Source organism: Roseburia hominis (assembly GCA_040702975.1).
Classification (GTDB): Bacteria; Bacillota; Clostridia; order Lachnospirales; family Lachnospiraceae; genus Allocoprococcus; species Allocoprococcus hominis_A.
On record CP159990.1, the window covers coordinates 3756221 to 3769050 of the forward strand.

Sequence of the window (12830 nt, forward strand, 5' to 3'; positions counted from 1 at the left end):
CTTCTTGCAGGTATGTTTATTTTAGTTGTCGAAAACGCGGAGCCTTCACACACAGAAGGCTCCGCATTTTTTATCCGTCAAAACGATTTTTTCTCAAAATATTATCCCAACGCCACGTCCATGACCATCATCAGTACAAATCCGACCGCGAACCCAATCGTAGCAATATTGGAATGTTCCCCTTCCGCTGATTCAGGTATCAACTCCTCCACCACCACATAGAGCATCGCTCCCGCCGCAAAAGACAGAAAATAAGGCAGCAGTGGCTCTATAAACGAAATCATCAGAATCGTAAGCCCTGCCCCCAGAGGTTCTACAGCTCCCGACGCCGCACCATAAAGGAATGCCCGCGTCCGGCTAAGCCCCGCACTTTTCAGCGGCATGGAAATAATTGCCCCCTCTGGGAAATTCTGAATCGCGATTCCCAGCGACAGCGCCATCGCCCCTGCCATGGTAATTCCGGCATGGCCTTCCAGCATTCCGGCATAGACCACACCTACCGCCATACCTTCCGGCAGATTATGAAGCGTCACCGCAAAAATCAACATAGCCGATTTAGAAAAATTACTCTTGGGCCCTTCCGGGCTCTGGCTATCCAGATGAAGATGCGGAATGACCTTGTCCATCAATAATAAAAATGCAATGCCCAAAAGAAACCCTGCTGCCGCCGGAATAAACGACAATTTTCCCATTCCTTCCGCCATATCCATAGATGGAATCAGAAGCGACCACACCGATGCCGCCACCATCACCCCGGACGCAAAACCGAGAAGACTCTTCTGGAGCAGCGGCCTTATCTCGCCTTTCAGAAAAAATACACACGCTGCGCCAAGCACCGTGCCCGCAAACGGTATCATTATCCCTAAAAATAAATTCATGATATCCTCCCACTACATTTATACGTTCGAAAATACCTCAGCAGTGCAAAACAAAAGAGCGTTCCACTCATTGCTTTCGTAAATATTGTACCATACATTCTTCCCTGGCGGTCGCAAAAAATGCCGATACCTGTATAAAAGTACCGACATTTTTTGCAGTAATAGCACCGCTTCTTTATTTTTTTAAACCGCCATTTGCGCTTCCTGGCTTAAGATTTCTGTCAGCGCCGCCCCGCTGCTGGTGTGAGAACGTACCACTTTGGCATTACTCCGCTTCGCTTCGTCAAGTGCGCATTTTACCATTTTATGCGAAACTGTATTGGTAAATAGTACGAACAGATCCGGCGTTCCAATCTGCTTATTCAGATCCGCTGACATATGCGTAAATACCTTCGCTTTACATTTAAACTGCTTACATATTTTCTTATACTGACAGACCATTCGGTCATGTCCTCCTACAATTACTACGCTCATAGACCTTCCTCCTCGTATAATAAGCTTATAGCCCTCTATGCCAGAGTCTATTGACTTATTTTTTATAATTTTGTTCTTGTTTGTTAGTTAGCTTTAACTAACTCATACTCTACTATAACGTTAGGATTTTGTCTATATGTCTAAATGATAACTTTTCGCAATTATAAAGTGCTCTGAAAATCCATTTCAGTTCATTATCTCGCATACTTTCTTCTAAGCCACAGCCCCCCAATTAACAACACCGGGAAAATCACCGCACAAAGAATCCCTTTCCGCAAATCATCCCGAAATACCCCAGACATTATTCCTACATAAGTCGGTCCTCCGGAGCAACCCACATCACCGCCCAGTGCCAGAAGCGCAAACAAAGCCGTCCCTCCTGTCGGCAAAGTAGCCGTCGCCAAAGAAAACGTTCCCGGCCACATAATGCCCACAGAAAAGCCACAGATTCCACATCCCCAAAGCCCAAGCACCGGATTCGGTGACAGGGCAATGACTAAATAAGACGCCAAACAGAGAATCCCACTTCCAAACATAAATTTCTCCAGTGGAAGCCGTTCTCCGAATTTCCCGTAAATTGCACGGGCAGTTCCCATCATAACCGCGAAAAACATAGGCCCCGCAAGGTCTCCGACCGTCTTACTTACACCAAGCCCCTGTTCCGCAAATGTAGAAGCCCACTGGCTGACCGCCTGTTCACAGGCTCCCGCACAGATCATTAAAAATAAAAACAGCCAGAAAAGTTTTGTTTTCAATAGTTTTCCAAGAGACATCCCCTCCTCGCCCTCCTGAATCAAGCTGGCAATCGGTACTTTCGTAAATACAAACATATTTGCAAACGGCACCAAAGCCCAGATCACAGAAAGCATCTTCCAATTTGCAATTCCAAATATGGCAAAAAATCCCGTAGAAATCAGAACGACCCCCACGTGTCCCCAGCAGTAAAACGAGTGCAGAAGGCTCATCGCCGTCTCTTTATTCGGGGTAGGGCAAGCCTCCATGACCGGACTGACTACCACCTCCAGCAGACCACCTCCCACAGCATAGAAGAAAACCGCTGCCATAAGTCCCATATACGGATCTGGCAAAAGTTCCGGCAAGAACGCCAGCCCAAGAAGCCCCAGCGCTGACATACCATGTGCCAGAATCATAGACCTTCGATATCCGATCCGGTCCACAAAGCTGACCGCCAGCAAATCAACGCCCAACTGCATCCCAAAATTCGCCGTGATCAGAAATGTGATTTTTGTAAGCGGAATTCCATATGTATCATGAAATGTCAGAAACAACAGCGGCGCAAAGTTATTTGCAATCGCCTGCACAATATATCCGACAAAACAAGCATAAACAGTTTTTTGGTATCTCTTATCCATATTTTTTTCTCCCTCTTCTTAAATACAACATAATTATAACCGTAATCTCACCGATACGCAAAGGTTAAAGCTATCCCTTTCCTTTTTCGAAAAAATATTGCTATCATATCTGGCGTAGTATATGATAAGTATAAGCATTTACTCTCATCCAGAGATGCCACAAAAAAGCTATTCATTTTAAGGAGGTACTCATGCCTGCACTTCGAAAAATAATCAGCAGATACATGTATCAAATAACAGGCACTTTAATAGTTGTAATATTGGTAATCGTTCTATATATTGAGCTAACAAATGAGCGCGAAATAGCGTATGAAAGTGCGATAAGAACCTTTTCGCAGATGGAGCAAATATTAGAAGAAAATCAAAAAGAGCTTCAGGAAATTCAGGAAGCGTATAAACAAACATGCCTTCATAATGCAGAAGCTATTACCCGTATTATCGAAAGTGACCCGGACGTATTAGATAACATTGAAGAACTGAGAAAAATTGCTACGTTTATGGAGGTAGATGAAATACATATTTTTGATACAACAGGACGCATATTTACAGGAACTCATCCACAATATTACAATTATACCTTTGACTCCGGCGAACAAATGATGGCTTTTAAGCCAATGCTGAAAGATAAAACTCTAAAATTTGTTCAGGACATTATGCCAAATACCGCCGAAAATAAACCAATGCAGTATTCTGCTATTTGGAGTAATAATGGGAAGTTCATTGTTCAAGTAGGTATGGAGCCGGTTAATGTGATAAAAGTCACCGAAAAAAATGAACTGTCCTATATATTTTCTCTGTTTCGCATAAACTCAAGTGTTAGTTATTACGCTATAGATGCAGAAACCGGTGAAATTGCAGGTTCCACAGACTTGGAAAACGTAGGACACAATCTTACAGAAATCGGTTTGACATTTGATGACATAACTGGTGACAAAACGGGATTTTATACCAAAATAAACGACCAGAATTCATTTTGTGTCTTTCAAAAAATAGGTTCAAATTATATTGGGCAAATAATTTTGATCCGCGATCTTTATCAACGTCTACCAACTGTTATGCTCATATTACTAATATGTTTAATAGTAATTGCATTATTATCGGCAAAGTCTGCTATATGGTATATGAACAAATATGTTGTAGATGAGATTCATAATGTAAATAAAAAACTAAAGGCAATTACCAATAAAGAACTTGATGAAACTTTAGATATTCAGACCAGTATCGAATTTGCAGAACTAAGTAAATATATTAATGTGATGGTAAAAAGCTTATTAGACAATAACGCAAAAATGGCCTATGTACTAAGCAAGACCAACATGTATATTGGTGTGTACGAATATAATAAACACATGAAAAAAATCTATTTTACTGATTATATACCCAAAATATTGTCGTTAGATATGGAAACGATGGAGCAATTGTCTCTTGATGCCAACAAATTTGAAGCATTTATCGATAAAATATGTGAGAATCCTATATTAGATGAGCAGGGAATATACAAGATTGGTGAACAATATGTCCGAATTGAAGAAATAAGAAACGATGATGACATCTTTGGTGTTGCCGTTGATGTAACAGCTGAAATAGTAAAGCGCAGAGAAATCGAGATGGAAAGAGATATTGATCCACTTACAGGCTTATATAACAGGCGTGGATTGGATACACAGCTTGCTGTCCTTTTTGACACCCCAGAAAAACTGGGCCACAGTGCGATTATTATGATAGATGCTGATGGTTTAAAAGGAATCAATGACACATACGGACATGAAATGGGAGATATTTATCTTAAAAAGATTTCTGAACTTATTAATAGCTTTGGTGCAAAAAGCAGTATAGCGGCAAGGCAGGGCGGAGATGAATTTGTATTGTTTCTATATGATTATGAGGATGACGATGAATTGAATAAAACGATAGAAACACTTGCACATTTTCAAAATCATAGTTCTGCACAACTTAAGGAAAATCTAAATGTTCCACTTAAATTTTCTTTCGGGTATTGTCTGACAAATGGAAGCACAGATTATAGCAAGTTATTAAAAGAAGCTGATGAAAAGATGTATCAAAATAAGCTGGAACGAAAAAGAACGCTTGTATAAATTTTCTTTTGGACAGGGGCAAGTGCAACACCGAGGAAGGTCGCCGGCACGACCGGGCTGATAAATGTTGCACAGTTCCTGCAAACTACCGTTGCGATAGCGGTGTGTGCCGGATTTACTCCAAAGGCATCGCCGATTCCAATCAGAACCGGAAGCAGTCCAAAAAAGTAGGAATCTGTACAGGACATAAGGGTCAGTGGTACAGACAAAACTCCGATAATCAGTGGAAGGAATCTTCCCATAGACTTTCCCTGATATGTAGATGCATTATATCAAACGGTACTCGCCCCGTCAAGCAAAATTTTCAGGAGAAACAGGCTATTCCCAAAACCGCGCAGACGAAATCCAAATATCCGGAGCGCCTGGTCGTCGCTCCGGATATTCTTTAACCATAATTTCCTCTATCTCTAACATTCTTCCGCAATCTTATCAATCAACCGTTCCGTATCCTCCCAGCCAATGCACGCATCGGTAATAGATTTGCCATGCTCCATATGCGGCCCGATATCCTGCCTGCCTTCCAGCAGATAGCTCTCCACCATCACTCCCTTGATCAGTGCTTTAAGCTCCGGATTAAATTTCCGCGAATGCAGCACCTCGCTCACAATCCTGATCTGCTCTTTATACTGCTTATTGGAATTCGAATGGTTTGCGTCCACGATCACCGCCGGATTCTTCAGATCCTTCTGCTTATACATCATCTCCAGCCTGCGCAGATCCTCATAATGATAGTTGGGAATGTTGGTGCCGTATTTGTCCACGCCGCCACGCAGAATCACATGCGCCAGGTCATTTCCGCCCGTGGTCACGTCCTGCCCACGGTATATAAAACGATGCGGCTTCTGCGCCGCCACCACGGAATTCAGCATCACAGCCAGGTCGCCACTGGTCGGATTCTTCATACCGATCGGAATATCCATGCCGCTTGCCGTAAGCCTGTGCTGCTGATTCTCCACAGAACGTGCTCCAATCGCTTCATAGGACAAAATATCGTCCAGATAGCTTCTGTTCTCCGGGTACAGCATCTCGTCCGCCGCCGTCAAATATGTCTCCTCCATAGCGCGGATATGCATCTTCCGGATCGCTATGATTCCCGCCAGAAGGTCCGGCTCCTTATCCGGGTCCGGCTGATGCAGCATTCCCTTATACCCCTCCCCGGTGGTCCTCGGTTTATTGGTATAAATACGCGGAATCAACATCAATTTGTCTGATACCTTCTCATTCAGACGCGCAAGGCGGTTCACATACTCACATACCGCATCCTCATTGTCCGCGGAACAAGGGCCAATGATCACCACAAATTTATCAGATTTTCCCGTAAAGATATCCCGAATCTCGGCATCTCTTTTCGCTTTCATTTCCTGAAGTTTTGCCGAAAGCGGGTATTCCCGCTTCAGATCTGCCGGCAAGGGCAGCTCATTATTTACTCTCATCGACATGTTGCCTATTCTCCTATTTACTCGTTATTTCTAATCTATATTGTCCATCTTCTGTACGCGGACTATCCCCCGGTCTGATACTTTCCCAAACCATTCTATCCTAACAATAGCGCACCATATCCCGCGTGATCTCCGCCAGAGAATGCGCTCCGCACATCTGCATCGTATCCTTAAGCTCCGCGCCGATTTTCTCAATATAAGCCTTCACGCCTTCTTCTCCTCCGCCGTAAACAGAAACTACGAACGGGCGGCAAATCAGTACACCGTCTGCTCCCAGCGCCAGCGCCTTAAATACATCTCCGCCGGAACGAATACCGCCGTCCACCAGAATCTTCACAGAATCTCCGACTGCGTCTGCAATCTCTTCCAGAACCTCAGCCGTAGCCGGACAGCCGTCGAGCACACGACCACCGTGATTAGATACCACGATAGCTGCCGCTCCCGCCTCTTTTGCCTTGAGCGCGCCGCCCACGGTCATCACACCTTTCACAATAAACGGAATTCCCGCCATCTTCACGATCTCAGACAGTTCCTTCACGTTCTTGCTCCCCGCAGGAGGCGTCATATTTTTAAGGAACGGCAGTCCCGCCGCATCAATATCCATAGCCACCGCAAACGCACCGGAAGCGATAGCCAACTCCATCTTCTCCTTCACCGTATCCAGGTTCCACGGCTTGATCGTCGGAACGCCCACTCCGCCATTTTCTCCAATTGCCGCCGTTGCCGCCTCCATCACGAGAGGATTCGTCCCATCTCCCGTAAATGCCGCGATTCCCGCATGAGCGCAGGCGGAAACCAATACCTGATTATAAGAAATGTCGTTATATTTCTCACTGTAATGCAGGTTCACCGCACCCGCAGGCCCCGCAAAAAACGGATAGGCAAATGTCTTGCCAAAGAGTTCACAGGTGGTATCCGGTTCCCCGCCGTCACAGATCGTATCCATATTCACACGGATATCCTGCCATTTTTTATAATTTCTTATCGCTGTGTCCCCGATTCCCTTAGCCCCCGGCCCCGGAATCTGATTCCCGCAGGCCCTTCCGTCGCAGACCGGACATGCCTTACAATACGCGCCAATCGCAGTTCTTGCCTGTTTTAAAACGTCCTGATAAGTCATTGTATATTTCATCCTTTCCCACATATCGGTATTTCTATATTTTGTATCATATCCTGTATAGCTGAACACTCCTATCATACCATCTTTTTTCCCATAAAACAAGAATTCCCCTTTGCATTTACCCGAGGAAATGTTATACTAGTTGTGTTGAATTTATTTCCATGAACAAGATATATAAAGGAGATAGCAGATGAAATGTCCAAGATGCGGCTCTAAAGTACGCCCGAGCCAGAAAAATCCCGGCTTTTATTTATGCGATACCTGTAGGAAGCGCTACCCTGCCTCCGCAGTGATCGATGACAGCCAGGACGAGTTTTTCGATACTGATGATTTAGATTTAGATATAGATCTTGATACAGATTCACAGGGGTCCCCCAGACAGGCTGCCCCGCGCAACACAGAGACCTCACATTCATCGTCAGGTAAAAGCAAAGCGCGTAAGACTTCTTCTGGCTCTTCCCGGTCCGGAAACAATCGAAAAGCCAGTGATAAGTCCCGGCAAGGCAGCGCTCAGGAACGTCCACGTGAGAATCCCGCAAAAAGCACCTCTTCCGAGGCGCATCCAAGAAAGAGCAGCGCCCAGCCAGCCCGGCAAAGCGCAGGACGCTCTGCAGCCCCTGCCGCTCCTGTCAGGAAAAAACGGGGCGGTATCCTCAAGGTGCTCCTGATTCTCCTACTGCTTGTTATACTCGCAGCGGGAATCGTTTTTGGACTGGTACATTTTAATATCATTGACAATCCGCTTGACCGTTTTAAGAAATCAGAGACCACGAAGACGTCAGACAAAGCTTCGGATAAGACCGACCCGCTTACCACCTATCAGGTAGGTGAAGTTGCTGAGTATAACAACATCAAGGTCACGGCGCTCGGTTACGAAGAATCCCCCGGTGACGACGTGTCAACTCCGTCAGAAGGCAATGTATTTGTATTTGTGAATATGGAAATTACGAACAACACCGAGGATGAGCTTCCGGTCAGCAGCATGGCAAGCTTTGAGAATTATTGCGGAGAGGAGAAGCTGGACTACAGCCCCAACGCATTTACCGCTCTTGCTACCAGTACAGACAGAAAACAGATGGACGGCTCTATTGCCAGCGGCGATACCCTGAACGGTTACCTCTGTCTGGAAGTTCCCGCGGACTGGACTGTCCTGACCATTCATTATGCCAATAACGTCTGGTCCAACGATCAAATGCAGTTTGAGATCAAGAAGCAATAAACAGATGATTAGCAGATATGCTTAATCTATAAAAAGGAGATGTACCCAAGAGGCCGAAGGGACCGCTCTCGAAAAGCGGCAGGTCGGTGATACCGGCGCGAGGGTTCAAATCCCTCCATCTCCGTTTTAATAAGTGCCCTTTTATGAAATAGAAAAACGCCCTTGGATCATTTTACTTTAATCCGCAGGCGTTCTTTCATTTCATAAGAAAATGATATTTATTCCACAGCCTATCTCATATACATTTTTTCTTATTCATCTTTTCTAATCCCTGTGCATAGAGAAGGATTCCTCGTCATAATTGCTCAGGTTCTCGTAGATTCCCCGATTATCCGCTTCTTTAATCAGCGTATCGCGGGACTTCTTTGCCAGCATCTGATCCTTAAATGCACTCGGTCCGCCGACGCAGCCTCCTTCACAGACCATACCTTCGATAAAGTCCTCCGGCAGACGGCCGACCTTCATAAGAAGAAGCGCTTTCTTACACTCGTCCGCACCATTTGCTCTGCACACCTTGACATCTACGTTGTTCTCAGATTCCTTGAGGCTCTGGAGCACTGCTGCAGTAACCCCGCCGGAATTTCCGAATCTCTTACCATATACGGAAGCCTCCTGATAATTATTCTCATCCGGCTTCAGTTCCACGCCCTTGGCACGCATGATTGCCCGAATCTCGCTGTATGTAAGAACATAATCCGCATTACCTTCAATTTTCTGATCCACAACCTCGGATTTCTTGGCCATACATGGTCCGATAAATACCGTAATGGCATCCGGCTCTTTTGCTTTCAGCATACGGGAAACCGCACACATCGGAGAAACTGTCGTGGAAACCGCATCGCTAAGTTCCGGATAATGCTTGCGCACCATATTTACAAAGCCCGGGCAGCAGGAGGTCACCTTCTTCTTTCCTTCCTGATACGCCTCGCGCCACTCTTCCGCCTCATATTTAGCCGTCAGATCTCCTCCAAGTCCTACTTCTACAAAATCGGTAAATCCAACCTCCTTCATAGCCTTCTTCCAGCTTGCCATGGTAATATCTGTGCCAAACATACCCTCAGTCGCCGGTGCTACCATCGCATATACCTTTTTGTCAGATTTGATAGCGTTAATCACGTCCACTATAAATGTCTTGGAGCCGATTGCACCGAACGGACAGCTATGAATACATTTACCACAGCGGATACATTTGGACTCGTCGATTACGGAAAGTCCATTCTCATCATAGCTAATCGCATCCACCGGACAGCTGAATTTACACGGTCTCTTCAAATGCGCGATCGCATTGTAGGGACAGGCCTGCGCACATTTGCCACATTCTTTACATTTTGCCGGATCAATGTGCGAACGCTGGAGTCCGGACTCGATCGCACCGAATTTGCAGGCATTAATACATGCCTTACCAATACAGTTCTGACAGTTCTCCGTCACAGTATAGCTGGAGATCGGACAGTCCTCGCATGCGGAACTGATGACCTGAATCACATTTCCATCGTCCTTCACACCCGCCGACTTACCCTCTGCAAGACGGATTCTCTGACGAATGATCTCACGCTCCTTGTAGATACAGCAGCGGAACTGGGGAAGCGGACCGGGGATCAGCTTCATGGGGATTTCATCTTTACGCTCTTCCAATTCTCCTGCAAAAGCCAGTTTCGCAACTTCTTCCAATACTGCATGCTTGATTTTAATTACATTTGCGTCTGCGTACCTCAAAATTTAGCCCTCCATTAAATTAGAAATTTTGATGTTTGAAACCATATGCTCTTTGTAGTTATCACCTTTTCATCATAGCACGAGTTCTTCTTTTTTCATAGATATTTTTTTAACAATCTCTGTTCTTTTTTCCGGACAATTAGGAGGCGCCCGACATATGCCCACTTCACTTGGTCATAGTCAGGCGCCCAATTTCAAAAGTTTCCGCGCAGTATCAGATTTTCTATATAAAATCTATTTCTAATTTTCCGGTATCAGATTTTGGTTGCGATACACCGATAACAAAAGGCCCATACAAATATATGTGATAAGCATATTCGTTTTTCCTCCGGTAAAAAACGGCATCGCAATCGCCGTGCTCGGCAAATATCCCAAATTAATTCCAAAATACAGGAGGCTTTGTATTCCTACCATGAGCAGGGCTGCCAGTGAAAGTATATAGCCAAGCGGGTTTTTTTGCTTATGTACAAGCACACATAATAAAACGAGAAATGCCGCGACCAGTACAGTGATCAGAATTCCCTGCCAGCTCCCCAGACATTTGAAGACAAAAGTAAACAAATAGTCGCTTCTGATAGAGGTAAGCGTCATCGCGTCTTCATCTAAAATCATAACATTTGCACTGTCATTCATGACCAGAGACATACGCTTTAACATCTCCTCAATATTAAATGGGACATCGCCGGACAACTGCATCGCAGCAATCACCCGATCCTGTTGATATTGTACAAGATAATGGTAGTAGATTCCAATACCGATAAGAGCCATTACCGCCGTCACTCCTACGATCATTCCTACCGTTATCATAGTTTGTTTTGCCCGATTGCCGCCAAACCATTTTTTAACGCTTGCCACGAAAATAAGAATGGCACCTGTCACATAAAATAAGGCGATATAGTTAAAACTCCATCGCAGCCCCGGTAACAGTAAAAAAATTGCGATTATATACCAGCCTACGCATTTGAAAAGTCCTTTTATTCCCTTATCTTTATAATGATAAATCACTCCTGCAAATGACAGAATCAACATACATGACACCACATTCATTCTTAAATACAGTGTTCTACCCATAAACATACCTGCAATTACCTGCAAAACAATAACGCCATTCAATACTGCCCACAAACGCATCGCATATTTTCCCAGAACCCTGTAGTCCATACGGCAAATCATCACCATCAGGATAATTCCGATTCCCATACCGGCAAACATATCCTGTACATACCTTCCATAAAGCCCAAAGCCATCTCCCATCTCGATCAGCTTGTTGATAGCAATCTGAAGGGCTACCCCGATACTGCTAAGACCTATAATAAAACCAATCAGAGGATAGGGAAGTCGCGGCCGGTGAATCTTGTCGAGCTGACGGCCCACCTCAAAGGGATCCCCCATCTCCAGGACTGCAGCGGCCTCTGCCTCCTGCTCCGACATGCCCGCAGCCATAAAATCGCGTTTTTGTTCGTCTATGTGCCCCTGCAACTCCTCCTCGATCATCGGCCATGCCCGCTTACAGCGAATCTGTCCCAAAAGCGCATTCAGATAACTACGCCGGTTCATAACAAGCACCCCCTAAGACATTGGCAACAGCGGTGGAATACTCCTTCCACTCCTCTTTTTTTGCTATGAGTTGTTTCCTTCCGCTTCGCGTCAACTGATAATACTTCCTCATCTTTCCACCGGCTTCCTGATTATATACACTCAGCCACCCCTTTTCTTCCAATGAGTGCAGAAGCGGATATAAGGTCCCTGCTTTCAGTTCAAATACATTGTTCGACTTCTCCCTCAGTGTTTCGATCATCTCATAACCATACATGTCCTTCTTGTCAAGCAGTCCTAAGATCAACATTGTCGTACTGCCTGAAATCAAACTTTTCTCTACCGCCATCTTCTTCAACCCCTTTCTAAACCAAGTTTCCATTAAGCTAAAAATTATCTTCCCTACAGTTCAGCCTGCCCTCCTTTTCTGTTAAAACAAGTTTCTCTTAATCTACACTCTCTACACTTCATTCGGCCTCATAACCAGGTTGGCAGAATCCGTCTTCCGGAATAATCCGCATCTCTTTCGTCATCAATAACAGACTTATTTGAATTTTTCCGCCACCTTATACAGACCCGAAGCAATATATATCGCCTTTCTATATATATAGATACTCGATATATGTTTCATGCTCCAATTATATATCGACTATCTATATATGTCAAGTCCCTATACAGCAAATCCCCTGAAATTTTTCCAACCGCTGTTTGCAAATTTTTTCCAATTTATTCTCTTTCATTTTCCAAAATCTCAACACTTTTTGCACGTATATATTTCTTTCATTTTGTATTTAGAAGTTTTTAAGATTTTTCAAAATTTCTTAAGTCTGCGGTCACATTCTTTCCATAATTACCCTGTATACTAAACGTATTAAATGAAAGGACACCGGCAATTATATATGACAGAACGCTCTGTGTAGCTGTTTGGGTCCGACTAAAAATTCAGGTTTATACCTTTTACTATATATATTTTACCTTT

At 44.5% G+C, this 12830-nt stretch carries 11 protein-coding genes and 1 tRNA gene; 3 read left to right on the forward strand and 9 right to left on the reverse strand.

What is annotated here, in order from left to right; all coding sequences use genetic code 11:
- Positions 1-101: 101 nt before the first annotated feature.
- The 3 genes from ABXS75_17340 to ABXS75_17350 form a co-directional block, all read right to left on the reverse strand.
- Positions 102-878 carry a ZIP family metal transporter gene (locus ABXS75_17340; GenBank protein ID XCP84788.1) on the reverse strand — a complete coding sequence of 259 codons (777 nt, stop codon included), beginning with the start codon at positions 876-878 and terminating at the stop codon, positions 102-104.
- A gap of 183 nt (positions 879-1061) precedes the next feature.
- Positions 1062-1352: a DUF2325 domain-containing protein gene (locus ABXS75_17345; protein XCP84789.1), complete on the reverse strand. Its 291-nt coding sequence runs from the start codon at positions 1350-1352 to the stop codon at positions 1062-1064.
- Between the two features lie 194 nt (positions 1353-1546).
- On the reverse strand, positions 1547-2725 hold the full coding sequence (locus ABXS75_17350) for an MFS transporter (protein ID XCP84790.1): 1179 nt from the start codon (positions 2723-2725) through the stop codon (positions 1547-1549).
- A gap of 191 nt (positions 2726-2916) precedes the next feature.
- On the opposite strand from ABXS75_17350, the gene ABXS75_17355 reads away from it, so the two are divergent.
- Entirely contained in the window at positions 2917-4821 is a 1905-nt protein-coding gene (locus tag ABXS75_17355; protein ID XCP84791.1) for a GGDEF domain-containing protein, read from the forward strand.
- Here the strand turns inward: ABXS75_17355 and ABXS75_17360 are convergent.
- The 3 genes from ABXS75_17360 to ABXS75_17370 form a co-directional block, all read right to left on the reverse strand.
- On the reverse strand, positions 4785-5063 hold the full coding sequence (locus ABXS75_17360) for a hypothetical protein (protein XCP84792.1): 279 nt from the start codon (positions 5061-5063) through the stop codon (positions 4785-4787). The two genes, ABXS75_17355 and ABXS75_17360, sit on opposite strands and share 37 nt — an antisense overlap.
- A gap of 165 nt (positions 5064-5228) precedes the next feature.
- On the reverse strand, positions 5229-6269 hold the full coding sequence (locus ABXS75_17365) for a 3-deoxy-7-phosphoheptulonate synthase (protein ID XCP87189.1): 1041 nt from the start codon (positions 6267-6269) through the stop codon (positions 5229-5231).
- Between the two features lie 91 nt (positions 6270-6360).
- Positions 6361-7380, reverse strand: a complete 1020-nt coding sequence (locus ABXS75_17370; protein XCP84793.1) for an alpha-hydroxy-acid oxidizing protein — start codon at positions 7378-7380, stop codon at positions 6361-6363.
- Positions 7381-7570: 190 nt separating this feature from the next.
- Here ABXS75_17370 and ABXS75_17375 point away from each other — a divergent pair, with 190 nt between their 5' ends.
- Positions 7571-8599, forward strand: coding sequence for a DUF4352 domain-containing protein (locus tag ABXS75_17375; protein XCP84794.1), 1029 nt, complete (start codon positions 7571-7573; stop codon positions 8597-8599).
- Between the two features lie 35 nt (positions 8600-8634).
- Positions 8635-8723 (forward strand) — tRNA-Ser (locus ABXS75_17380).
- A 140-nt stretch (positions 8724-8863) separates the two neighbouring features.
- Here ABXS75_17380 and ABXS75_17385 read toward each other — a convergent pair.
- The 3 genes from ABXS75_17385 to ABXS75_17395 form a co-directional block, all read right to left on the reverse strand.
- Positions 8864-10315, reverse strand: coding sequence for a 4Fe-4S dicluster domain-containing protein (locus tag ABXS75_17385; GenBank protein ID XCP84795.1), 1452 nt, complete (start codon positions 10313-10315; stop codon positions 8864-8866).
- Positions 10316-10555: 240 nt separating this feature from the next.
- Complete coding sequence (locus tag ABXS75_17390; GenBank protein ID XCP84796.1) at positions 10556-11872, reverse strand: permease prefix domain 1-containing protein; 1317 nt, start codon at positions 11870-11872, stop codon at positions 10556-10558.
- On the reverse strand, positions 11859-12200 hold the full coding sequence (locus ABXS75_17395; protein ID XCP84797.1) for a helix-turn-helix transcriptional regulator: 342 nt from the start codon (positions 12198-12200) through the stop codon (positions 11859-11861). The genes ABXS75_17390 and ABXS75_17395 overlap by 14 nt, the downstream gene beginning before the upstream one ends.
- Between the last annotated feature and the right edge of the window lie 630 nt (positions 12201-12830).